At 63.3% G+C, this 22,964-nt stretch carries 21 protein-coding genes; 6 read left to right on the forward strand and 15 right to left on the reverse strand.

The window, feature by feature from the left end:
• Positions 1–690: pyruvate kinase alpha/beta domain-containing protein (locus OB916_RS09790; RefSeq protein WP_315909111.1), on the forward strand; the 690-nt coding region annotated here is incomplete at its 5' end.
• Positions 691–695: 5 nt separating this feature from the next.
• Here OB916_RS09790 and OB916_RS09795 read toward each other — a convergent pair.
• Positions 696–1,346, reverse strand: a complete 651-nt coding sequence (locus OB916_RS09795; protein ID WP_315909112.1) for an alpha/beta hydrolase — start codon at positions 1,344–1,346, stop codon at positions 696–698.
• A 205-nt stretch (positions 1,347–1,551) separates the two neighbouring features.
• Between OB916_RS09795 and OB916_RS09800 the strand changes: the two genes are divergently transcribed.
• Complete coding sequence (locus OB916_RS09800) at positions 1,552–3,711, forward strand: hypothetical protein (protein WP_315909113.1); 2,160 nt, start codon at positions 1,552–1,554, stop codon at positions 3,709–3,711.
• Here OB916_RS09800 and OB916_RS17095 read toward each other — a convergent pair.
• The gene (locus OB916_RS17095; RefSeq protein ID WP_449267324.1) at positions 3,708–3,848 is read right to left on the reverse strand and encodes a DUF7503 family protein; all 141 of its coding nucleotides are present in this window, start codon (positions 3,846–3,848) and stop codon (positions 3,708–3,710) included. The genes OB916_RS09800 and OB916_RS17095 overlap by 4 nt on opposite strands.
• A gap of 221 nt (positions 3,849–4,069) precedes the next feature.
• On the opposite strand from OB916_RS17095, the gene OB916_RS09805 reads away from it, so the two are divergent.
• Positions 4,070–4,705 carry a DUF7504 family protein gene (locus tag OB916_RS09805; protein ID WP_315909114.1) on the forward strand — a complete coding sequence of 212 codons (636 nt, stop codon included), beginning with the start codon at positions 4,070–4,072 and terminating at the stop codon, positions 4,703–4,705.
• A gap of 37 nt (positions 4,706–4,742) precedes the next feature.
• On the opposite strand, the gene OB916_RS09810 is transcribed toward OB916_RS09805, so the two are convergent.
• From OB916_RS09810 to OB916_RS09845, 8 genes are all read right to left on the reverse strand, one after another.
• Positions 4,743–6,623, reverse strand: coding sequence for an ABC transporter ATP-binding protein (locus OB916_RS09810; RefSeq protein WP_315909115.1), 1,881 nt, complete (start codon positions 6,621–6,623; stop codon positions 4,743–4,745).
• The gene (locus tag OB916_RS09815; RefSeq protein WP_315909116.1) at positions 6,620–8,509 is read right to left on the reverse strand and encodes an ABC transporter ATP-binding protein; all 1,890 of its coding nucleotides are present in this window, start codon (positions 8,507–8,509) and stop codon (positions 6,620–6,622) included. The genes OB916_RS09810 and OB916_RS09815 overlap by 4 nt, the downstream gene beginning before the upstream one ends.
• A gap of 251 nt (positions 8,510–8,760) precedes the next feature.
• The gene (gene leuD, locus OB916_RS09820; RefSeq protein ID WP_315909117.1) at positions 8,761–9,372 is read right to left on the reverse strand and encodes a 3-isopropylmalate dehydratase small subunit; all 612 of its coding nucleotides are present in this window, start codon (positions 9,370–9,372) and stop codon (positions 8,761–8,763) included.
• Positions 9,373–9,466: 94 nt separating this feature from the next.
• A complete protein-coding gene (leuC, locus tag OB916_RS09825) occupies positions 9,467–10,888 on the reverse strand; it encodes a 3-isopropylmalate dehydratase large subunit (RefSeq protein ID WP_315909118.1) in 1,422 nt (473 codons plus the stop codon).
• A 93-nt stretch (positions 10,889–10,981) separates the two neighbouring features.
• Entirely contained in the window at positions 10,982–11,995 is a 1,014-nt protein-coding gene (gene ilvC / locus OB916_RS09830) for a ketol-acid reductoisomerase (RefSeq protein ID WP_315909119.1), read from the reverse strand.
• A gap of 21 nt (positions 11,996–12,016) precedes the next feature.
• Complete coding sequence (gene ilvN / locus OB916_RS09835; protein WP_315909205.1) at positions 12,017–12,619, reverse strand: acetolactate synthase small subunit; 603 nt, start codon at positions 12,617–12,619, stop codon at positions 12,017–12,019.
• Between the two features lie 13 nt (positions 12,620–12,632).
• Complete coding sequence (gene ilvB / locus OB916_RS09840) at positions 12,633–14,396, reverse strand: biosynthetic-type acetolactate synthase large subunit (protein ID WP_315909120.1); 1,764 nt, start codon at positions 14,394–14,396, stop codon at positions 12,633–12,635.
• Positions 14,397–14,754: 358 nt separating this feature from the next.
• A complete protein-coding gene (locus OB916_RS09845; RefSeq protein WP_315909206.1) occupies positions 14,755–15,942 on the reverse strand; it encodes a LeuA family protein in 1,188 nt (395 codons plus the stop codon).
• Between the two features lie 238 nt (positions 15,943–16,180).
• Here OB916_RS09845 and OB916_RS09850 point away from each other — a divergent pair, with 238 nt between their 5' ends.
• Entirely contained in the window at positions 16,181–16,474 is a 294-nt protein-coding gene (locus tag OB916_RS09850; RefSeq protein ID WP_315909121.1) for a DUF5779 family protein, read from the forward strand.
• Positions 16,475–16,480: 6 nt separating this feature from the next.
• Here OB916_RS09850 and OB916_RS09855 read toward each other — a convergent pair whose 3' ends face one another.
• On the reverse strand, positions 16,481–17,194 hold the full coding sequence (locus OB916_RS09855) for a TMEM165/GDT1 family protein (protein WP_315909122.1): 714 nt from the start codon (positions 17,192–17,194) through the stop codon (positions 16,481–16,483).
• A gap of 148 nt (positions 17,195–17,342) precedes the next feature.
• On the opposite strand from OB916_RS09855, the gene OB916_RS09860 reads away from it, so the two are divergent.
• Entirely contained in the window at positions 17,343–18,344 is a 1,002-nt protein-coding gene (locus OB916_RS09860; RefSeq protein WP_315909123.1) for a DUF5784 family protein, read from the forward strand.
• Between the two features lie 27 nt (positions 18,345–18,371).
• Here the strand turns inward: OB916_RS09860 and OB916_RS09865 are convergent, their stop codons facing one another.
• Both OB916_RS09865 and OB916_RS09870 read right to left on the reverse strand, forming a co-directional pair.
• Entirely contained in the window at positions 18,372–18,932 is a 561-nt protein-coding gene (locus tag OB916_RS09865) for a maltose acetyltransferase domain-containing protein (RefSeq protein WP_315909124.1), read from the reverse strand.
• Positions 18,929–20,188 (reverse strand): NAD(P)/FAD-dependent oxidoreductase, encoded by a 1,260-nt coding sequence (locus OB916_RS09870; protein WP_315909125.1) that lies wholly within the window; start codon positions 20,186–20,188, stop codon positions 18,929–18,931. The genes OB916_RS09865 and OB916_RS09870 overlap by 4 nt, the downstream gene beginning before the upstream one ends.
• A gap of 109 nt (positions 20,189–20,297) precedes the next feature.
• On the opposite strand from OB916_RS09870, the gene OB916_RS09875 reads away from it, so the two are divergent.
• On the forward strand, positions 20,298–21,488 hold the full coding sequence (locus OB916_RS09875; RefSeq protein WP_315909126.1) for a threonine synthase: 1,191 nt from the start codon (positions 20,298–20,300) through the stop codon (positions 21,486–21,488).
• 11 nt (positions 21,489–21,499) lie between these two features.
• Here OB916_RS09875 and OB916_RS09880 read toward each other — a convergent pair whose 3' ends face one another.
• Entirely contained in the window at positions 21,500–22,759 is a 1,260-nt protein-coding gene (locus OB916_RS09880; RefSeq protein ID WP_315909127.1) for an RNA-guided endonuclease InsQ/TnpB family protein, read from the reverse strand.
• A 4-nt stretch (positions 22,760–22,763) separates the two neighbouring features.
• On the reverse strand, positions 22,764–22,919 hold the full coding sequence (locus OB916_RS09885; RefSeq protein ID WP_315909128.1) for a DUF2080 family transposase-associated protein: 156 nt from the start codon (positions 22,917–22,919) through the stop codon (positions 22,764–22,766).
• Positions 22,920–22,964 lie beyond the last annotated feature (45 nt).

The following is a 22,964-nucleotide window of genomic DNA, read 5'->3' on the forward strand; positions in this document are numbered from 1 at the left end:
CACGCGGCACGGTTCCTGGCCGAAGACGTTGACGCCACCGCGATCGTTGCCGCCAGCGAGTCGGGTCACTCCGCGCTGAAAATGGCCAAGTTCCGGCCCGGTATCCCGATCATCGCCTCGACGCCGAACGATCGGGTCCGCCGGCGGCTCGCCCTCTCCTGGGGCATCCACCCGACTTCGACCCCCTACACCACCGAAGGGGCGGACGCCATCATCCAGAACTCCGTCCAGTCGGCGCTTGACACTGGGATCGCTCGGAGTGGGGATACCTTGATCGTCGTCTCAGGGATGATGACTGAACTCGATGGGATCGGGACTTCGAACATGCTCAAGATCCACGTTGCAGCCGAAACCATCGTTTCCGGGAAAGCTATCGTCAGCGGCCTCGTCACGGGCGAGCTACACCGCGTCGAGGACGGCGACCTCTCGGCAGTTCCTGACGGGGCGATTGCGGCGATTTCCGAAGCGTACGATGGCGAGTTGACTGGTGACGCCGACCACGTCCGTGGGATCGTCAGCAGCGCAAGCGACGTGACTAGCAGCCACGCTGCCGTCCTGGCACGCGAACTCGACATCCCGATGATCGGCGATGCCGCGGTTCCGGACGACATCGAGGACGGAACCGTCGTCACGCTCGACGCTGAACGCGCGGTCCTGTACCGTGACGTCGTCGGCGCCCGCGAGGAATAGCGACCCTATCCAACGAGCGAGGCAAGCAATTCGGAGACGAACTGGATTTCGTCCTCGTTGATATCGTGCCCCATCCCCTCGTAGAGTCGCGTCGTCACGCTTCCCCCGAGCCGTTCGAAGACGGTTGCGGACTCGTGGACGCGCTCGGCGGGGATGTGCGGATCAGTATCACTGCAACCCAGGAAGACCGTCGTGCCATCGAGGTCACCCTCGTACTCGCTGGGATCGATCGACTCACCGATGAGCCCGCCGCTCAGTGCGACGAGTCCGCCGTAGCGATCCGGGTTTCTGGCGACGAACTCGCTGGCCAGGCACCCACCTTGAGAGAACCCGAGAATCACGACTTGGTCGATCGGTATATCGGCGGCTTCGGCCACAGAGATGGCGTCGTCGACGGCCTGCAGTCCCGACGTACGGCCGGGCTCGTTGGACTCGACCGGCGCGGTGAAGGGGTTAGGATACCAGGTGTTGCCAGCAGCCTGCGGGGCGAGGTGCGCGACGCCCTCGACGGCAAACTGATCGGCCATCCGAACCATCCCCTGGGCTGTCGCACCCCTGCCGTGAACGAGGATCATCGCGACAGTTGCGCTCTCGAGTGGCGTTCCCGCAGTCTCTATCGGCTGGTTTTGGTGAGGGGACTCGCTATCAGGGTGCATAGAGACGACTGGGCTGGCAACGCCTCAAGGCTTTCGTGTCAGACACACAGTTGGTTTGACCCGCTACCGGTAGCGTTTTTGACTCGCACACGTACGTACACGAAAAGGATCGGGCTGGGTCCACTGGACCCACTCGGAGCGGATTGCGGGAGCGACCGATGAGCAGTGTCGTCAGGTGCGATCATACAACAGGGGATCTACGATCGTGACAGAGAAATGGTCGAAAGAAGAGAGCGAGCAGGCGCGCGAAGACGGAGCATATCCGCAAGTACGCGCACACCCGCTGTTCGACGGTGTCCAGATCATCGATCCGATCGAGGGATCGCAGTTCACGCTGTTGACACCCACGTCAGTCGAACCGACGGCGATCGATCTGGACGAGTTCTACTTCCCGGTCGACACGGCGGCCACCATCTGTACGAACGAACTCGAAACGCCGTATCTGGTCGACATCTGGATTCGGGATGCAGAGGGAGAGCTGGTCGCACAGAGTACCGACGAAGGGTCAATCTCGGTACCACCGGGGGAATACAATCTGGAAGTATCGTCCGCGCAGATGAAACTCTACATCGCCGTCAACGGGCGCGTACAGGTCGCCACGGGTGAGGACCGAGTGCGGCTCGATTTCGGCGAGACAGAGTGCATCTCGATCGGTGTTCGGTCGCTGCACGAACAGCCGGCGGCGACGATCACGACGACCGACGACCCAGAAGACCTGATGGCCGCGATATCGGCGTTCGGCTCGGCACTGAAAACCACCTCCTGTGAACGGTCGTTCCCGACACTACGGGGACATCCGCCCCTGCTTGAACGCGGGACAGAGCTCGACATCCCGGACGTGCTCGACGTTCCCGAGACTGGGATCCGGATCGAAGTCCCGCCGGAACGAGAGTACATCTATCCGATCGCGTCGCTGGCCTACTACCTCGGTGCGACGGTCGTTCCGGGCGATCGGCCGCGATTGCACGCAGACGGCGAGACGTTCTCGCTGACAGCCGATGGCGACTTCGAGTCGACCGTCGCGCGGGTGCTCGAACAGGTGTTCCTCATGGACTGTGTCACCCGGACAGAGGGATACTATACGGTTGACCTGCACGAGCGGAACGTGGTCGAGGACGCCGTCGATCTCGATTTCGAGGCACTTTACGAGCGATCGACCGCGGAACAGGTCCGGACGTACCTCTCGATCCCCTTCGAGGACGTCACGGACGCCGTCCCGCGGTGGAAACTCACCGCCGACGTCGTTCCCGATCCGGAGCACGCCGAGACGTTGCCTTTCCTGGCGAACGACCTGGCGAAGATCCGGACCCTGTCGGACGCGGAGATCCGGTCGCGCTCGGTCCACGAAGGTCTGGCGACCGTAGAGGATTTCTTCGGCCGCGGTTCGAAGAGTGCCCGCTCGGCGCTGACTCGTTCGACGCGGACCTACCGCTCCGACTCCAGCGGCCCCTTCGAGGAGCACGTATTTCGACCGCCGGAATCCGACAGCATCGAACAGGCGTATGTCGGCGAAGGGGTGCCGATCCGGGCCAGCAAGCTATCCGTCGAGGCGTTCAACCGACGCCTCCGATATCAGCCCTCGGAAGACGCCCGGACAGAGGTGATCGTCGTCTCCAACGAAGAAGAGATGGCCGACGAAAGCGTCGTCTCCGAGATTTACGGGACCCGGGAGTGGATTGATTTCGACATCACGATCCGGCACGAACTCACGACCGACGAAATGAGAGACGTGCTGGCGACCGACGCCGATTTCTTCCACTATATCGGCCACGTCGACGAAGAGGGAATCCGGTGCAGTGACGGCTGGCTGGACACTCGCACGCTCGATGAGGTGGGCGTGAGCGCGTTCCTGTTGAACGCGTGTAAATCGTACGAGCAAGGACGAGCACTCGTCGAAAAGGGCGCGATCGGCGGAATCGTGACGGTCGCGGACTTGCTGAATAAGACAGCAACGAAACTCGGACGGACAATCGCCTTCCTGAGCGACGCTGGATTCTCGTTATCTACTTCTTTAGAATTGCTCGAACGGCAGAGTATTGTTAGTAATCACTATCTCATTGTCGGAGATGGGAATATGCAGGTAGTGGAAAGCCAGACCGGCTCCCCATACTTAGCAAAATTAGAAGATGACAATGAATTTAAAATACAATATGAATTTTACCCATCTAGAAATTATGGGCCTGAAACATTAGTCACTCCAAGAGTGAAAGGTTATACCACCCGGTATCTCACAGGCAACCGAACGCGGTGGTATCAATTATCTATGAATTCACTAGAGGATTTCATCCAAAAACACGGCTTCCCTATTGAATATAACGGATCAATTTACTGGAGTGAGGATTTCCCTATGGAACGTTTAGATTAGGGGCCAACAGTTGACGTAGCGTTCCCACCCACAGCCGTCCCGGCCTGCATAAGCAATACAGTCATCCAGAACAGGACGCCGATCCATTTGGGGTGCTCTTTGAGGAAGCTTCGTACCGATGACGCACTTTGACTCATGTTGCATGAGTGCGTTCGACGGGATCTGCATTGAATTTTTCTAAATAATTATTATAGAAAATTGGCGAGATAATGTCAGAGTGTCGAAAACGATCGACAGACGGACGCCGGCACGAGCGGGGCAACGCCGCCAAGCGTGCGAGCACCTGCAAAACACTCTTGATATTGTGGGTTGTTTGTCCTCGTAGTACAATGAATTCGGGCCGGGCGAGGTGGCGACAGTGAGCGGGGACCCTGGCGGTGACCTCGACACCGTCTCGAACGTACTCGTGTTGGCACCGCGGCTGGACGGGGCAGGAGCCGACGCGTGTGCGAGCCTCCTCGTCGACGGTGGTGACGCCCTCGACCGACTCGTCGTTGTCGCAGTCGGACAGACACCGACGGAGTGGCACTCGCGATTGACCCAACACGTCACTGGAACGCTTCCGGAGATCGACTACATCGACGTGAAGACGCTCACCCGCTCGACAGCCACTTCGACGGAGACGGTCGACGCACCTGCGCCTGTCGCGACCATCTCGAGCCCGGCCGACCTGGTATCGCTCGGGACCGCGATCAACGATCGACTCAGCGCCGCCGCCGAACAGGGCGAGCACGTGGGGCTCTGTCTCCACTCGATCACCGATATGCTCCAGTTCGTCGATCGAGAGTCCGTCTTCAAGTTCCTGCACGCGGTCAGCGCACGCGTCCGCAACGTCGACGCCGTCGCCTACTACGACCTCGACAACGACGCCCCCGACGAGAAACTCGAAACGATGTTCGCACACCTCTGTGACACCGTCGTCTCCGTCGAGGGCGGCGAGATGTCCGTCTCGGCAGGCTACTACACGCCAGCTAGTAGCGAATCCGAGAGCTGAGTCGAGCGCAGCACAGTCGACAACCGATTTTTGCCGATCAGTCGACGACGCCCGAGCGAGCGTGTTCGATGAACTCCGCCGGCAGCGCATCAAGGTTGCCGACCTGGACGTTCCAGAGGTTCGCGTAGGTGCCGCCAGCGGCGAGGAGGTCGTCGTGTGTCCCCTGTTCGGCGACCGTTCCATCGTCGAGGACGACGATGCGGTCAGCGTCGCGCACCGTCGAGAGCCGATGGGCGATGACGAACGTCGTCCGGTCGGCGGTCAACTCGTCGAGATTCCGCTGGATCAGCACCTCAGTTTCGTTGTCGACGTGGCTGGTCGCCTCGTCGAACACCATGATCGGTGGATCGGAGAGGATGGCCCTGGCGATGGCGATTCGCTGACGTTGTCCACCCGAGAGTTTCGTCCCACGCTGGCCGACCTCGGTGTCGTAACCGTCGTCGAGATCGGTGATGAACCGGTGGGCGCCGGCCGCCTTCGCCGCAGCTTCGATGGCCGCGTCGTCGGCATCGAGGTCACCGTAGGCGATGTTCTCCATGACCGTGCCGTGGAAGAGGAACGGGTCCTGGTTGACGTAGCCGATAGACTTCCGAAGTTGTTTGCGCGGGACGGACGCGATGTCACGGCCGTCCAGCGTGATCGCACCGTCCTGGACGTCGTAAAAGCGCAGCAGGAGCTTGATCAGTGTCGACTTGCCGGCACCCGTCGAGCCGACCAGGCCGACGGTCTCGCCAGGCTCGACCTCGAAGCTCACCCCGTCGATCGTCCGTTCCTCGGCACTGGGGTAGCTGAAGGTGACTGCATCGTAGGTGACGTGACCGTCGGCCGATTCGAGGGGGGAAGGGTCCTCGGGATCGGCGACGGTCGTCTCGGTTGCCTTGAGACCGAGAATCCGCCGGGCGGCAGCCTGAGAGCGCTTGTACTGCTCGACGAGCGTCGGGACCTGTCGCATCGGGCTGGCGAGCTGCTGGGTGTAAAACAGGAACGGGATCAACTGCCCAGCGGTGAGGGCCCCGCTGAAGGGCCACGGCGGACCGGTCGCGACCCAGAACCCACCCACCAGGAACGTGACGACGAGCGCGCTCCCGGAGATGAGCCGAATCGACGGGTGATGACGGGCCGAGATCCGTTTGGATTCCCAGCGAGCCAGGAGGTGACCGTAAGAAGCCGATTCGACCTGCTCGGACTCGAACGGTTCAGCGGTGGAGGTCTTCACGACGTCGATGCCGCTCAGACTGGTTTCGAGACGGGCGTTGAGTGCGCCCGTTTCGGATCGAATCTCGTTTTGTAGTCGTTCCTGAACTCGGGAGAACCACCAGTTGACACCGGCGATCAACGGGGCACTGGCGACGACGAACAACGCCAGCTGCCAGTTCAGCAGCGACATGAACACCAACACCGTGACCAACACGAGGGTGGTGCGGAGCAGCCACGTGATGCCGCCACTCAGGAACTCCTCGAGGGTGTTGACGTCGTTGTTGAGGATACTCATCACGTCGCCAGTCTGGCTGTCGTTGAAGAACCCCAGTTCTAGGTGCTGGGCCGTGTCGAAGGCGTCGATGCGGACGCTGTCGAGGACACGTTGGGAGAAGATCCCCCTCATCACCTGGCTGATATTTGCGGCCGCGATGTCACCGGCTTTCATCACCAGCAGCAGACCCACCGTGAACCAGAGTTGATCCATCGGTGTCGTCGGGATCATCCCATCCGGAAACAGCGGAAGGACGTAGGACTGGTCGTTGAACATCGCGTCGAAGGCGATACCGAGCACGAACACGTCTGCACGGTCGAGCACCGTCGCGACCAGCGTCGAGAGGAACGCCCCGACGAGATACGGGAGGTGCCGCCGACCCGTCGTCGTCACGAGATACGCGAGGGGACGGTCCGTCGGTGCGCGCTCGGCGATCTCGTCGCTCATCGAGCCACCTCCTCGGGCGGGACGTCGCCAAGGAACCGATCCGAGACGGCGTCGATGTCGCCGACTTGCACCCGCCAGAGGTCCGCGTACAGGCCGTCGCGATCCAGCAGGTCCTCGTGGGTCCCGCGTTCGGCGATCTGTCCGTCGTCGAGGACCAGGATCGCATCGGCGTCACGCACCGTCGAGAGCCGGTGGGCGATGACGAACGTCGTCCGGTCGCCGGCGATTGCCTCCAGGCTCTGCTGGATCTGGAGTTCGGTCTCGTTGTCGACGTGGCTGGTCGCCTCGTCCAGCACCAGAATCTCGGGATCACTCAAGAGCGCGCGAGCGATGGCGAGTCGCTGGCGCTGTCCACCGGAGAGTTTGACGCCGCGTTCACCGACCTCGGTATCGTAGCCGTCGTCCAGCGACGTGACGAACTCGTGGGCGCCGGCGATGCGTGCTGCTCGTTCGACCGTCTCCTGGTCGGCCCCGGGGGTCGCGTAAGCGATGTTGCTGCGGATCGTCCCGTCGAAGAGGAACGGATCCTGGCTGACGTAGCCGATGTGCTCGCGAACGCTACGTCGGGAGACCGTGCCGATGTCGGTCCCGTCGATACGGATCATCCCCGAGTCGGGGTCGTAAAAACGGAACAATAGTTTCAGCACGGTGGACTTGCCCGCACCCGTCGAGCCGACGATCCCGACGAGGTCGCCGTCGTCGACCGACAGATCGATCGATCGGAGCGTCGGTTCCTCGGCGGTCGGGTAGGTGAACGTGACGTCCTCGTAGCTGACGCTCCCGTCCGTAATCGAGAGCGTATCTGTGTCACCGTCGTCCTCGATGGCCGAATTGGTCAGCACGCCGGCGACGCGCTTGGCCGAGGCGTTCGCGTTCTGGATCCGGTCGATGACGTTGACAGCGAGCTGCTGGACCGGGATCAGGAACGAGTGAGTGTACATGAAGAACGTCAGCAACGTCCCCGGCGTGAGCGACCCACTCATCAGCGGCGGTGGTCCGACGAGGATCCAGTAGCCACCGATCAGCAACAGGACGTGTTCGGAGCCACGGCCGACGAACCAGGTGATCGCACTGAAGACGACACGGATGCGGATGGCCCCCCATCGCGTCGCCTTGTATCGGCGGGACTGCTCGGTGACCCGGTCGAGTTCGTGATTCTCTCGGGTGTTGGCTTTCACCGTCGCGATCCCGTCGATGGTGTCCTCAAGTCGTGCGTTGACCTGACCGACGCTCTCACGGACGGCCTCGTAGCGCTGTTTGATCTGCCTGGCGTAGATGTGAGACAGCACGCCCATGAGAACGGGGATGAGTGCGGCAACGATCGCGAGTTGCCAGTTCAACACCAGCATAAACGCCAGCGCGATGAGCACCTGGCTGACGAAGTTCGTCCCCGAATAGACCCCTTCCGAGAGGTTGTCGATGTTGTTGACGTCGTTGTTGAGGATGCTCATCACCTCGCCACTTTGGGTGTCGTCGAAGTAGGACATCTCCAGAGCGACGACGCTGTCGTAGGTGGCCGTCCGGATATCGTGGAGGGTGTGGACCGTCGCGTGATAGTACGACCACCGCGAAACCCAGTCGAGACCGCTCTCGACGAGGACGGCCCCAGCCAGAATGAAGACGGTAAACCAGAGCTGACCGGTCGGCGTCTCCGGGATCCATCCCTGAGGGACGAGCGGCAGGCGGTAGGGTTGGGTCGCGAGAAACAGTGCGTCCAGCGAGACCCCGATCAGCAGCGCAGGAATCCGCTGGGGAATCCGTGCGAGGACGAGCGTCACGAGGCCGAAGGTGAAACCGCGGCTGTGAGGCCGGGCAAAGCGCGAGAGCAGTAGCCTGAGTGGCGTCTGCTCGTCCGTCGATCGTGAACGTGGCGTATCTGTGCTCATTGCGAGAGTGTCTCAGCGTTGAATCCGACGTGCCGTCACCGGGACGATCTGACGAAGGACGGAAAGGACGCCTCGTCAACGGTCACTTACCGCCCCGACGAGGACAGTCGTTTGTGATCGTACGTTCCCTTTCACGAAGCCGCAGTTAACTGTTTCTGGTGGGAGTGAACAAGACCCACGGACCGAGGACGAGACAGAGAAGTACAGACTGCAGGTACTATCAGATATTTTAAATTGGTTGGCGATCGCGGTTACAGATACGGCAGCGAGTCGGCCGTCTGCTGGATGGCGTTCTGGTTGGCCTTCATCAGGGCCGTCGTGTCCCAGATACCTTCGACCAGGGCCTGGCGCTGGGCGTCGTCGACGCTGACCGAGATCTCGTTGCTTCCGTAGCGGACGGTCTCGGCCGCGACGTCGACCTCGATCTCGCCGTCGGGGTTGTCGTCGACCCACTGCTGGAGGGCGTTGATCGTCTCGTGGTCGGCCGTGACGGTCGGGATGCCCAGTGCGAGGCAGTTGCCCGCGAAGATCTCCGCGAAGCCCTCGCCGATGATGGCGTCGATGCCCCAGCGCATCAGCGCCTGGGGGGCGTGCTCGCGGGAGGAGCCACAGCCGAAGTTGTTGTTGACCACCATGAGCGAGGCCTCTTTGAACCGGTCCTCGTTCATCGGGTGGTCCTTCTCGTTGTCCTCGTCGTCGAAGCGCTGGTCGAAGAACGAGAACTGGCCCAGGCCGTCGAAGGTGACGACCTTCATGAACCGCGCCGGGATGATCTGGTCGGTGTCGATGTCGTTGCCCCGGATCGGGATCCCCGTGCCTTCGACGTAGTCGACCTCGGGGATCTCCTCGGTGGGATCGCTCATGCGACCACCCCCAGCGCTTTGCGCTGTCGAGGTCGCATGGCTCGCTCACGGGCGCTGCCCGTTCGCGTGTTCGAGATGCGTGGCATCTCGCTTGTCATGCCAGGTTGACCTCCTTCAGGTCGCGCACGTCAGTGACCTCGCCGGTCACGGCCGCGGCCGCGACCATCCGCGGGTTCATCAACACAGTTCTCCCGTCCTTGGACCCCTGTCGGCCGATGAAGTTCCGGTTCGAGGAGCTGGCACAGGCCTCGTCACCCTCCAGCTGGTCCTCGTTCATGCCCAGACACATCGAACAGCCAGCGTTGCGCCACTCGAAGCCGGCCTCCTCGAAAGTGTCTTTCAGGCCTTCTTCCTCGGCGGCTCGCTGGACGCGCTGGCTGCCGGGGACGACCATCGCGCGGACGTCCTCGTCGACCTGACGACCCTCGACGATCCGGGCCGCGCGGCGCAGGTCCGGCAGGCGCGCGTTGGTACACGAGCCCAGGAAGGCCACGTCGATCTCGTAGCCGTTCATCGTCTCGCCAGGCTCGACGCGCATGTGCTTCTGGGCACGGCGGGCGGTGTCCTGCTTGTCCTCGGCCAGATCTTCGGGTGCCGGAATCGGGTCGTTGATACCGATGCCCTGCCCGGGTGTGGTCCCCCACGTGACGACGGGCTCCAACTCTGAGGCGTCGATGTGGACGACGTCGTCGTACTCGGCGTCGTCGTCGCTCTGGATCGACTCCCAGTAGGGTTTGAGCTTCTCGAACTCCTCGGGGTTGTCCTGGAAGTAGTCGGTCTGCTCCAGCCATTCGAAGGTGGTCTCGTCGGGGTTGACGTACCCCGCGCGAGCGCCGCCCTCGATGGACATGTTACAGATCGACATCCGACCTTCCATGCCCAGGTTCTCGATGGCCTCGCCGGCGTACTCGTAGACGTAGCCGACGCCGCCCTCGGTCCCGAGGCGGCGGATGATCTCCAGGATGATGTCCTTGGCCTCGACGCCGTCGCCGAGTTCGCCGTCGACCTGGATCTTCCGAACTTTCTGTTTCTCCATCGCGATGGTCTGGGTGGCCAGGACGTCCCGGATCTGGGACGTGCCGATCCCGAACGCCAGCGCGCCGAACGCGCCGTGCGTGGAAGTGTGGCTGTCACCGCAGACGATGGTCTTACCGGGCTGGGTCAGCCCCTGCTCCGGGCCGACGACGTGGACGATCCCCTGATCCCCGGTGGTGGGGTCCAGGAAGTCGATGCCCGCGTCGCGGACGTTCGCCTCGAGTTCGGACATCATGTTCTCGGCCGCGTCGTCGGTGTAGGGTCGCGACTGATCGGCCGTCGGGACGATGTGGTCCACGGTGGCGAGGGTGAGGTCCGGTCGCGCGACCTCGATGTCGCGCTCGCGGAGCATCCCGAACGCCTGCGGGCTCGTGACCTCGTGGATGAGGTGCAGCCCGACGAACAACTGGTCCTGCCCGTTCGGCAGTTCGGTTACCTTGTGTTTCTCCCATACCTTGTCGTACAGCGTTCCGTCACTCATTGTCCGTCTCCGTGTCGTGTCTGCATTTGTTATCGTACTGTGTCCGTGTCTGCATTTGTTGCCGTGCCGCCGTTTGTCCGTGCGTCTGACTCGTCATTCCGCGCTCTCGTCCCAGTCGAACAGCTCGCGCAGGCGACCGCCCACGTCTTCGATGTCGTGGTTCTGCTCGGCTTCCCGGAGCTGCTTGTAGCTGGGTCGGTTCGTCTGGTTCTCGGAGATCCACTCCTTGGCGAACTCGCCGTTCTGGACCTCCTGCAGTATCTGCTCCATTCCCTCGCGGGCCGAGTCGTCGATGACGTACTCGCCGCGGGTCAATCCGCCGTATTCGGCCGTATCGGAGACCGAGTCCCACATCTCCATCAGTCCACCCTCATAGATGAGATCGACGATCAACTTCATCTCGTTCATGACCTCGAAATAGGCCATCTCCGGACTGTAGCCGGCCTCAACCAGCGTCTCGTATCCGACCTTCATCATCTCTGTGACGCCGCCACAGAGGACGGCCTGCTCGCCGAACAGGTCCGTCTCGGTCTCCTCCTGGAACGTCGTCTCGATGACCCCTGCGCGGGTACAGCCGATGGCCTTCGCGTAGGCCAGCGCTTCGTCTTTGGCCTTGCCGGTGGCGTCCTGATAGACCGCAACCAGACCGGGCGTCCCCTCGCCGCGCTTGTACGTTCGTCGAACGAGATGGCCCGGCGACTTGGGCGCGACCATCGTCACGTCGACGCCCTCGGGCGGTTCTATCTGGCCGTAGTGGATGTTGAACCCGTGGGCGAACTGCAGCGTGTCGCCTTCCTCCAGGTTCGGCTCGACCGCGTTCTCGTAGACGTCCGGCTGCACCGTATCGGGGACCAGCATGACCACGATATCGCCTTGGGCCGCTGCTTCGGGCTGGGTCGCGACCTCGATCCCGTCGGCTTTCGCCTCCTCTCGCGAGGGGGACCCCTCGCGAACGCCGACGACCACGTCGACGCCGCTGTCGGCGAGGTTCTGTGCGTGGGCGTGGCCCTGGCTCCCGTAACCCAGAACGGCTACGGTCCGGTCGTCCAGTATCGATTCGTCCGCGTCCTCGTCGTAGTATACGTCCGTACTAAATTCGTCTACCATAGGTGATTCGTCGGGGATCGCTCAGTTATCGCTTTCCATTGTCGCCGAGTCCATCGTCTTCGAGCCGCGCTCGAGGGCGGCCGCGCCGGTGCGGACGATCTCGAGCACATCGAACTGTTCGAACGCCTCGATCGCGGCGTCGATCTTCTGCTTGCTGCCGGTGATTTCGACGGTCACTGCGTCTTTCGAGGCGTCGACGGCGTCGCCGCCGTACATCTGCGCGACCGCCTGCACGTCGTCGGGCTTGTCGCCAGCGACCTTGATCAGCGCCAGCTCACGGCGCATGGCCGCCGACTCCAGTTCCTCGACCTCGATGACGGGGATGAGCTTGCGGAGCTGCTTTTTCGCCTGCTGGACGCCCGGCTCGGGCTCCTCGATGACGATCGTCATCCGGGCAGTCGTCTCGTCGGCCGTCGGTCCCACAGTGAGACTCTCGATGTTGAACTGTCGGCGGCTGAACAGGCTCGACACTTCCGACAGGACGCCGGGCTCGTGTTTGACCAGCGCCGACAACACGGCCATCCGCGGCTCGTGGGTCGCCTCTGCTTCGGGATCGATGCGGATTCCTTGCGTGTTGCGCCGACCGATCGGACGCATCCGTTCGTCCGGGGCCGGACCGGGCATTTCTCCGGGCATCTCAGATCATCTCCAGGTGTTGCTCGTTCAGGGCAAACAGTCCGTTGTCGCCACCGGAGGGGACCATCGGGAAGACGTTCTCGGCGGGATCGATGATCGCGTCGATCACGGCCGGTCCGTCGTACTCGCGGGCGGCCTGGATGGTCTCCTCGACGTCCTCGGGCTCTTCCAGCCGGAACCCGCGCGCGCCGAACGCTTCCGCGAGCTTGTCGAACTCCGGCACCCAGGGGTATTCGGAGGCCATCCGACGCCCCTCGTAGAAGCCGTCCTGCCACTGGCGGACCATCCCGATCGCCTCGTTGTTGAGTATGACGTAGGTGACGTCGAGGTTCTCCCGGACCGCCACCGACAGCTCCTGCATCGTCATCAGGAAGGATCCGTCTCCGTCGAAGGTGACGACTTCCTTGTCGGGTGCGCCGATCTTCGCACCGATGGCCGACGGGACACCGTATCCCATCGTCCCCAGGCCGTTCGATGAGACCCACGTTCGCGGGTATTCGTAGGTCCAGAACTGGGCGGCCCACATCTGGTGTTGCCCGACGCCGGTCGTGACGATCGCGTCGTCGTCGGCCAGTTCGTCGAACTTCTCGACGACGTACTGTGGCTTGAGCGGCTCGTCCTCGGGCATCTCGTAGGTCAGCGGATACTCCTCGGTCCAGGTCTGGCACTGCTCGCGCCACTCGTCGGCCTCCGGCGCACGTGTCATCGCGTCGTCCAGCTGTTCCAGCACGCGCTCGGCGTCGCCGATTAGCGGATGGTCAGCCTCGATGTTCTTGGAAATTTCCGCCGGATCGATCTCGACGTGGATGACGTCCGCGTCTGGTGCGAACGACTCGACGCCGCCGGTCAGCCGGTCGTCGAAGCGGGTGCCGACGCCCAGCAGCACGTCACAGTTGGTAACGGCCATGTTCGCCGCACCGGTCCCGTGCATCCCGGCCATCCCCAGCGAGAGGTCGTCGGTCTCCGGGAACGTCCCCAGCCCGGGCATCGTCGTGATGACGGGGATCTCGTACTCGCGAGCGAACGATCGGAGATCGTCGCTGGCCTCGCTTTTCACGACACCGCCACCGGAAAGGATCAGCGGGCGGTCGGCCTCTTTCAGTGCCGTCGCGGCTGCTTCGACTGCCGATTCGTCGGCCTCGACCGGCTCGTCGTGGGTTTCAGGCGTCTTCGGGGGATTCGGCCACTGGTCGGTCTCGCCTTTGGTGATGTCCTTCGGGAGGTCGACCAGCGTCGGGCCCTGCCGGCCCTTTTCCGCCAGCGCGAACGCCTCGCTGACGTCGTCACCGACCGTGTCCGAGTGATCGGCGAAGTAGTTCTGCTTGGTGATCGGCATCGTGATGCCGGTCGTGTCGGTCTCCTGGAAGGCGTCGTTACCGACGAAATCGGTCGCGACCTGGCCGGTCAGCGCGATCAACGGATCGGAGTCCATCGCCGCGTCGGCGATACCCGTCACCAGGTTCGTCGCGCCGGGGCCGGAGGTGGCCATCGCCAGACCGGGTTCGCCGGTGACGATCCCGTAGGCGTCGGCCGCGTGAGCCGCGCCCTGCTCGTGCGCCATCGTGATGTGGCTAATCGAGGAGTCGTACAGGGCGTCGTAGACGGGCATGATCGCGCCGCCCTGGACGCCGAAGGCGTGCTCGACGCCGGCCTGTTCGAGCGCGGCGATCACCGATTGGGAGCCGGTTGTGACCTCTTCGATGCCGTTCTCTCGTTCGGGAACTTCTTCTGGGTCCCGTTTGGGAATCGATGCGCGTTCACTCATGATCGATCACTGTGTGTTGGGTGTCGTGTCTGCATTGCTGGTTGCTGGGTTGGTGTTCGAGAACGATACCGGCCGGAACGAGAGCGTGTGATAGCGGGGCCTAACGGGCCCCTACAATACCGCCGAGAAGGACGAGCGCGCCGCTGGTGACGGGGCGATCCCGAGCGCCAGCGGGCTGTATCATCAGTACGTGAATCTGTCCGTCCCGGGTAATAAAGGTTCCGTGAGAGCGGCTGGCGAGGTGACGGTCGTCGTCCTGTGGGTGTCGAACGAGACGGTCGCCGGCTCGCGTCCTGTAACGCCCTCGCGTACGGCAGCCGCTGCTGACCGGGGGGCTCGATCGCGGTCGGCGACATGATCAGACGCTGACCTCCTCGACTCGCGTGCGGTCGACGCCGACTTCGTCGGCGAACCGTTCGAGGACGTCCAGCGTGACCTGTCGTTTCTCGGCGCCGTAGTCCTTGACGCGACGGGTCACCTGCCGGACTTCCTCGTCGGTCGGGTTGTACCCGGCCTCGGTCAGCCGCTCGCGAACGGAGTGGGTGCCGGTGTGTTTGCCCAGAACCAGTTCGCGTTCGGCCCCCACCATCTCGGGGGTCATCACGCCCGGCTCGAAGGTGTCGGCGTTCTCGATGACGCCGGCGGCGTGGATACCACTTTCATGGGAGAAGGCGTTGGCGCCGACGACCGGCTTGTTGCCGGGTACGGCGATCGAACTCTTCTCCTCGATCAGCCTCGACAGTTCGGTAATCTTCGTCGTGTCGATCCCGGTATCGACGTCGTAGAGGCTCTCCAGTGCCATCACGACTTCCTCGTAGGCGGCGTTGCCCGCCCGCTCGCCGATGCCGTTGACCGACACCTGCGACTGGGCGGCACCGGCCTCGTAGCCCGACAGGGCGTTGGCCGTCGCCAGCCCGAAGTCGTCGTGGGTGTGAACGTCCACGCGGGCGTCCGTGTGCTCGAGGACCGTCCCGACCAGGTCCTCGAACCGGCCGGGGGTTGCGACGCCCGTGGTGTCCGGGATGTTGATCCAGTCGGTGCCTCCCTCGGAGACGGCCTCGACGACCTCGATCAGGAACGACTCGTCGGTGCGCGTCGCGTCCATCGGTGAGAACATGCACTCGACGCCCGCCTCTTTGACGCGTTCGACCGACTCGACCGCACGGCTGAGTGCGTCTTCACGGGTGGCGTGCATGCTATCCTGCAGCTGGACGTCGCTGGTCGAGACGAACACGTGGACCAGTTCGACGCCCGAATCGAGCGCCGCTTCGACGTCGTCCTCGACGACGCGGGCCAGTCCACAGACGGTCGTGGACGTCGAGGCGGCGATGTCCCGGACCGCCTCGAACTCCGCGTCGGAGTTGACCGGGAACCCGGCCTCGATGACGTGGGTCCCCATCTCGTCGAGCAGCGCGGCTATCTCGCGTTTGTCTTCGTAACTGAACGACGTACCAGGCGACTGCTCCCCGTCGCGGAGCGTCGTGTCGAAAATTCGTGCCTCGTCGATTTCAGAGGTGCTATCGAGTGTGCCCTGGAAGAACTCGATCCGCCGGAGACTCCGACGTGCCCTCGGTGTGTTGGGTCATTTGCATCCGAATCAAGGTCACTCGCGATATAAAAAGGTTGTTCTCCCGTGATCGGCCCGCCTTTAGGAATCGTATTGTGACAAAGTGTCAGTGGACGTTCGTCAGTCCCGGTAGCTGCTACCGTCCCGGAGATGGACGGGTGTCAGATTCGGACGCTCATATGCACCATTTTTGTCGGTGGCCGCCGAGAGGAGACGTATGGCCGAGTTCGATCTCGATCTGCAGGCTGTCGAGGACAAGCTAGAGGGGGGCGAAGAGAGAGACAGCCGGATCGTGCTGGACATTCTCGACGGATCCACTCCCGACGCGGAATGGATCGAGTTGCTCGAAGACGACGCAGTCCTCGTTCTCAGCGTCGATGGGAACGTCAACGAACTCGCAGCCGGGTTCGCCCGCGACGTCCGGGACATGGGCGGCGAGCTGGTTCACTTCAGAGGGTTCCTGATCGTCGCTCCACCGGGTGTATCAGTCGACACCGACCGGCTGGACTGACATCGCCTAGATCCCGACAGTAGTGAGCAGATCGAGCAGCGTCGATCCGACCGCGTTCACGACGGTTTCCCAGACGGAGAAGCCGGTCGTGATCGCCAGTACAGTGTCGGCGGCGAAGAAGGCGAAGATCGCCGCGCCGACGAAGTGAGCCTTCCGGATGTCGAACCGGTGCGAGAACGTGTGGAAGAAGTACGCGTTCGCGAGGCTCACGGGGATGATGGCGAGCATCTCGCCGATCCAGATCCCGGGATGGGCGCCGTACTGAGCGGCCAGCGTGATCGTGATCAGCTGAGTCTTGTCGCCGAACTCACCGGCGCTCATCATCGCGAAGATCGGCAGCCAGCCGCCGAGCGCGTTCGGGACCTCGCGACCGAAGATCTCGACGTCCAGATTGCCCTCCGCGCCGAACGCGCCGCCGTCGGTCGCGGTCGGATGGGTCTGCTTCGCGGGGGCCGACCGGAGGAGCAAGACCGCAAACACCGCGAACAGGATCGCGGTAAAGAGATTCAGGTAAAGCTCCGGGAGCGCGCCCTGCAACGCGTTGCCGAAGAGGATCTCCAGCGCCGTCCAGCCCGCGAAGGCGGCTCCGGCAGCCGAGACCACAATCAACGGGTGGTATCGCGTCGAGAGGCCCGCGATGATGAACTGTACCTTCTCCCCCGGGAGGACCGCCAGTTGTGCCGTCGCAGCGACGAACACGACTATAAGAAAATCTGACATGACTCTCCCTCTCCTGATCGGCTCCGTCCCATTGGAGAGATTTAGATACGTCTAATATGTAAGTGTTTTGGAGCCAATCTAGATATGAGGCCGATAGAACGGGCACCAGCACCGAACACATATAGGCGGTGGCGGTCTACTGATTCGCGTGGCAACACCGCTTCGGTTCCGTCGGTCGAACGCTAACTGGACGGAGGGACGAGTCCGTGCGGAGATCTATCAGTCACTCGATCAGAACCTTGGCGCGGAGATGTCCACACCGTGGTACAAGCCACCCGACGGGTACGACGCCAGGCGGTTCGAGATGGACAACGGCGACGTGGCGCTGTTCTGCTGGAACGACGACGGGGGGTACTGGCTCGGTAATACCGAGACCCCGAAAACGCTGTGGGGAACGAACAAGGTGACCTTCGAGGAGGCGCCGGATCCGGTCTCGGAGTGGGCACAGCGCGAACTGCTCGCCCAGCTGTACGAGGAGGATCCGTGGCTCGAAACGACCCCGAAGCTGGCGTGGTTTTTCCTGCCAGTCTTTCTCTCGAAGGACGGGCGCGAGAGCACGCGAGCGTTCTTCCGTGAGCACGCTGCGGGCTTTCCGGACGCCGACCGAGATACGGCACTGTCTTTCTACGAGGACTTTCTTGCGACTGGGGCACTCGACGGCCACCGGTATGTGATGGCCTCGAAACTGGGGACCTCCGAGACAGTCCATCACGCCCGGATGGCAGCGGCGATGAGCGAATTCACCGTCGCGAAGATCCTGTTCGAACAGGGCTATACAGTCACACCCGAAATCGAAATCTCGACGGGCCACTCCATCGATTTCCGGATCGATCGGGCCGACGCCGAGACGACGCTGGTCGAAGTGACCCGCCCCGTGCCCCCGGACGACCGGGTGGCCGACTCCGCGGTCGCGGCGATCCGCCAGACTGCCGGGAACAAGACCTCGGGACAGTTGCAGGAACACGGCGGCGGCGTGACGCTCTTCGTCGACTGCTCGTCGTTTACCGACGACGGGTGGGCCGAGATCGCGCGAAACCGACCGGAGGTCGGTCATCGCCCCGCTGTCGTCTTCCGTGCCCGCCCCGACGGCCGGCTCGACGGCTACACCCACGGTTCCGTTCCGATCGATCTCCCCCGCGAGATCGACTAGCGCCGCGTGTCGCGGTTCGATCGGGGGCTACTCGTCGATTTCCCGAATCACGCGTGCCGGATTCCCGCCCACGACCACGCCGTCGGGCACGTCCTCGATGACGACCGCCCCTGCCGCCACGACGACGTCGTCGCCGATCGTCACGCCGGGATTGATCACGGCCTGCCCGCCGATCCATGCTCGGTCGCCGATCTCGACTGGTTTGCCGAACTCCGTACCGCTGGTGCGTGCGGTCGCGTCGAGTGGGTGTGTCGCCGTGTACACGTGGACGCTCGGCCCGAGCATACACTGATCGCCGAAGCGGATCTCACAGACGTCCAGAAACACGCAGCCGAAGTTCGCGAAGAAGTCCTCGCCGACGTGGATCTGCCCGCCGTAGTCACAGCGAAACGGGGGCACGACGTTGGCCGTCTCACCACCGGAGCCGAAGAGCGCGGCAAGCACCGTCCGTCGACGCTCGTCTGCAGTCGGGTCGGTCTCGTTGAACAGGCGCGTCAACTGACGGGCGGCTCGGCGTTCGGCACGCAACTGCGGGTCCATCGGATCGTAGGCCTCGCCGGCGAGCATCTTCTCTTTCTCGGTGGTCACTGTCGCTCTCCTCTGGCGAGTTCGGCTGCACGGCGGCCGCTTTCGAGTGCCCCCTGGATCGAACACCAGCGCGTGTAGTCGCCGGCGAGGACGACCGGGCCGTCGGGTGCGTCCGGGTCAGGGAGTGACGACAGAAATCCCGGCGGCTGAGGGAACTGTGCGAATTCGATCCGGTCGGTGTGGCGCAATTCGAGTCCGCCAAGATCGCGCTCGGGATACCACGCGGAGAGTGCCTCGCGCGTCTCCGCGGCCAGTTGCTCGTCGCTCTCCGCCTGGTCGCCGAGAAAGGTCGCGCTCAGCAACTGCGTCCCCTCGGGCGCGTACTCCGGCGCGACGGCCGATAGCGGCGCGATCTGGTTGGGACGGTCGTCCGCAGCGTTGAGCAGGAGCTTGGTCCCGGTGTCGAGCTCGGCGTAGCTGTCGAGCGTGTAATACTGTGTGACACAGCCTTTCGCACCGGTCGGGATCGATTCGACGCCGGTCAGTTCCCGTGCAGTGTGGGGGTCGGTGGCGACGACGACGGCGTCCGCGTCGACTGTCTCTCCGGAGAGTTCGACCGTGCCGTCGCCGACGGCTGTCACCTCCCGCCCGGTCTCGATCCGCGCGCCGGCCGCCTCGGCGCGGCGGGACAGTTGTTCGCCGATCGCGCCCATCCCCGCGGCCGGGACGACAGTAGATCCCTCCGAGGCCATCTTGAACGTGTACTCGAACACGCGCGAGTCGGTCGACAGCGACCGGTCGAGCGTGATTCCGCCGTAGAAGGGGGCGACGAACCGTTCGACGTACGCCTTCGAGAAGCCCCGATCTGCGAGGAATTCGCGGATCGTCGTCGCCGGACGATTCGGGTCGAGGATCTCGTCCGGATTCGTCCGGGCGAGTTCGCGCTGGAGCCGGAACGTCCGGAGCTTGTCCCCAGTCCGAACGTCGCGATTGAACAGCGTCTCAAGCCCGTCCCGAGGGTTGCGGAACGGATCGGACAGGACCGACCGGTGGCCAGGCCGTGCGATAGTCGCGCCCGGCGCGAACGATCGGAGATCGAGCGCGTCCAGGTCGAGTTCCCGCTGGACCGCCGGATACGCGGTAAAGAGCACCTGAAAGCCCCGGTCGAGCGTCAGTCCGTCCTCGCGACTCGTTCGCACTCGACCACCGACCGTCTCCTCGCGTTCGAACAGCACCACGTCGTGGCCGCCGTCTGCGAGATGGCGCGCGGCGACCAGCCCGGCCAGGCCACCGCCAGCCACGGCGAAATCAGTCATGGCACTACCTGCGAGCGGCGGGCACAAAACGACTGCGACGGGTCGGGCACTCTCGGAAGCTCCACCGGCGACGGACAGGGCTTTGTCGGTGGCTCCCGGAGGGCGAGGCATGGAGACGACGGCGGCCTGCAGCGGACTCCGCTGTACGGACTGCGGGGCGACACACGAACTGGACGCGGCGACGCATCGCTGTCCGGGCTGTGGTGGCGTCCTCGAACTCACCTACGACTACTCGGTGCTCGATCTTGATCCCGTGGGGCTGCGAGCCCGACCTTTCGACGGGCTCGGCCGGTACGCCGAGCTCTTGCCGTTTCCCCGGGAAACGCTCGTGACGATCGGCGAGGGGACGACGCCGCTGGTCGGAGCCTCCGACTGGGCCGAACGACTGGGCGTCGAACGCGTCCTGCTCAAAGACGAGGGCGCGAACCCGACCGGGTCGATCGCGGACCGCGGTGCAACCCTCGCGGTGACCGCAGCGAAGCGACACGGCGCAGCGACAGTCGCGCTGCCCTCGACCGGCAACGCCGCGCAGGCCGTGAGCGCCTACGCCGCCCGCGCGGGTCTCGACGTCGAGGCGTTCGTTCCGTCGCGCGCGATCTTCGACGCCAAGGCGATGATCAACGTCCACGGCGGCGAGATGTCCGTCGTCGGCGGCCGGCTCGCCGACGCGATCGACGCGTTCGAGGAGGCAGTCGCGGACGAGCAGTGGTACTCGCTCGCGGCGTTCGAAACGCCCTATCGCCAGGACGGCGTGAAGACGATCGGCTACGAGATCGCCGAACAGCTGGACTGGCGCGCCCCCGACCACGTCGTCTATCCGACCGGCAACGGTGTCGGATTCGTCGGGCTGGCCAGGGCGGTCCGCGAACTCCGTGAGCTGGGGTGGATCGATACCGCGCCGACCATCCACGCCGTGCAGCCGGAGGGTTGCGCGCCGATCGTCGAGGCGTTCGAAGACGGCCACGCCAAACACGAGCCGGTCGAGTACCCCGACACGATCTGTGGCGGACTCGAAGTCGCCGATCCGCCGGCGAGCCGGCTCATGCTCGACGCCGTCCGGGAGAGCGACGGGTCGGCCGTCGCGACGCCGGACGCAGCGATTCTGGAAGCCGCAGCCGATGTTGCCCAGTCTGCGGGTGTCGAGGTCGGGACGGCCGGTGGGGCGGCCGCGAGCGGCGCGCTCGAACTCGCCGAACGCGGCGTCTTCGGCGACAGCGAGACTGTCGTGATCGTCAACCCCGCGGCGGGGAACAAGGAGTCAGATGTGCTTCGGAGCCATTTGATGAGCAAGGGGATGTGAACTACCCCACCCTACTCGCTCACCGCTGTCGCGGCTCGCTCCTTGAGGGTGGGGCTTCCTGTTTCAACGACGCACTTTGCATCCACAACGGTGGACGAACCATCAGTCGCGGACGTAGGGAGTGCAGTCTCCGCAGGCGTCACTTCGGCGTGTCCCACGCCTAACTCCTGAAGACCGCGTTGTAGCACGTTGTACGCGGCGTTCTCGTCACGGTCAGTCTCGAACCCACACGTCGGGCAGGAATGTTCGCGTACCCACAGTTCTTTCTCAACCTCAACCCCGCACTCGGCACACTCTTGCGTCGTGCCCTCTGGTTCGACTTTGACGAAGTGCCTGCCCTCGCGGTCGCACTTGTATTCGAGGAAGTCGATGAACGTCCGCCACGACGCCGACGCTCGGTTCCGACTGTTCGACGGCAGTTGCATCATCCCGTGAACGTCGAGGTCTTCGACGGCCACAAGGTCATACTCTCGAACGTAGTAGTTCGAGAGCTTGTGCAGGAAGTCGCGGCGCTTCCGCACAATACGAGTGTGGATACGGGCCACGCGGCGGCGTTGCTCGTGCCAGTTTTGCGACCCCTTCTCCTTGCGACTCAACGCTCGTTGCTCGCGTTCGAGCCGCTCGTACTCGGCGTCGAGGTCGAGACTGCCGACCATCGTGCTGTCGGTGTCGTGAGCGTATTTGATGATGCCCACGTCGATGCCAACCATATCCTCACGGTCAACCTTGTCTAACGCGGCTTTTTCGGGCGCATCGTCTTCGGTTTCGATGCCGAAGATGGCGTACCAATCACCCGTTTTCTCTTGCTTGACCGTGACTTGTTTCACGCGGGCGTCGTCGGGGATGTCGCGGTGGAGGTGTATCGGAATCTCACCAATCTTGGAAAGAGAAAGGAGTGTCTGGTCACTCGTGTTCTTGAGTTCGAAACCAGACTGGTTGTAGGTAAGACTCTGATACTCCTGCGGCGACTTCCACGTGAGCATCCCGACCTTTCGCCCGTTGTCTTTCTGGACTTTGAGGCGGTCGAGATTGTCGCTGACGCGACGGGCGACCATCTGCAACACTTTCGAGTACACGTCGTTGAGGTCGCCCCACCAGTCTTTCAGGTCGGGGAGCATATTCTGCATCGCGGTGTACGACAGGTACTCGTCGGTGTTGCGAAGTTCGTACAGGTAGTGGTTGTAGAGTTGCCTACAGGTATCTATGTGCCGTTCTAACTCGACTTCGACGGCTTCGTCAGGCTCGATGCGATACCTGTAGTTGTAGTTCATCGTGTTACTCTTCGTCGTCGGTTTCGTCGGGGTCGGTGACGCGGATGACTTTCACGTCTGCGCCACGCCAGTCTTTGGGGACGGTAACGTGGGCACTCCCACCGAACTCCTTCGCTTCCCGGTCGATGATTTCTTGGCCTTCCAGTTCGAACGTGTCCATATACGAGTATATATTGAGTATATATTTATGCGTTTCGGTGGAGAG

The sequence above is a fragment of the Halapricum hydrolyticum genome (assembly GCF_025517535.1).
Lineage (GTDB): Archaea > Halobacteriota > Halobacteria > Halobacteriales > Haloarculaceae > Halapricum > Halapricum hydrolyticum.

Bases quoted from the DNA above. Each gene is read 5' to 3' on its own strand.
- OB916_RS09795 (WP_315909112.1), bottom strand. From the start codon at position 1,346: ATGCACCCTGATAGCGAGTCCCCTCACCAAAACCAGCCGATAGAGACT.
- OB916_RS17095 (WP_449267324.1), bottom strand. From the start codon at position 3,848: ATGAGTCAAAGTGCGTCATCGGTACGAAGCTTCCTCAAAGAGCACCCC.
- OB916_RS09810 (WP_315909115.1), bottom strand. From the start codon at position 6,623: ATGAGCGACGAGATCGCCGAGCGCGCACCGACGGACCGTCCCCTCGCG.
- OB916_RS09815 (WP_315909116.1), bottom strand. From the start codon at position 8,509: ATGAGCACAGATACGCCACGTTCACGATCGACGGACGAGCAGACGCCA.
- leuD (WP_315909117.1), bottom strand. From the start codon at position 9,372: ATGAGCGATCCCACCGAGGAGATCCCCGAGGTCGACTACGTCGAAGGC.
- leuC (WP_315909118.1), bottom strand. From the start codon at position 10,888: ATGAGTGACGGAACGCTGTACGACAAGGTATGGGAGAAACACAAGGTA.
- ilvC (WP_315909119.1), bottom strand. From the start codon at position 11,995: ATGGTAGACGAATTTAGTACGGACGTATACTACGACGAGGACGCGGAC.
- ilvN (WP_315909205.1), bottom strand. From the start codon at position 12,619: ATGCCCGGTCCGGCCCCGGACGAACGGATGCGTCCGATCGGTCGGCGC.
- ilvB (WP_315909120.1), bottom strand. From the start codon at position 14,396: ATGAGTGAACGCGCATCGATTCCCAAACGGGACCCAGAAGAAGTTCCC.
- OB916_RS09850 (WP_315909121.1), top strand. From the start codon at position 16,181: ATGGCCGAGTTCGATCTCGATCTGCAGGCTGTCGAGGACAAGCTAGAG.
- OB916_RS09855 (WP_315909122.1), bottom strand. From the start codon at position 17,194: ATGTCAGATTTTCTTATAGTCGTGTTCGTCGCTGCGACGGCACAACTG.
- OB916_RS09870 (WP_315909125.1), bottom strand. From the start codon at position 20,188: ATGACTGATTTCGCCGTGGCTGGCGGTGGCCTGGCCGGGCTGGTCGCC.
- OB916_RS09875 (WP_315909126.1), top strand. From the start codon at position 20,298: ATGGAGACGACGGCGGCCTGCAGCGGACTCCGCTGTACGGACTGCGGG.
- OB916_RS09880 (WP_315909127.1), bottom strand. From the start codon at position 22,759: ATGAACTACAACTACAGGTATCGCATCGAGCCTGACGAAGCCGTCGAA.
- OB916_RS09885 (WP_315909128.1), bottom strand. From the start codon at position 22,919: ATGGACACGTTCGAACTGGAAGGCCAAGAAATCATCGACCGGGAAGCG.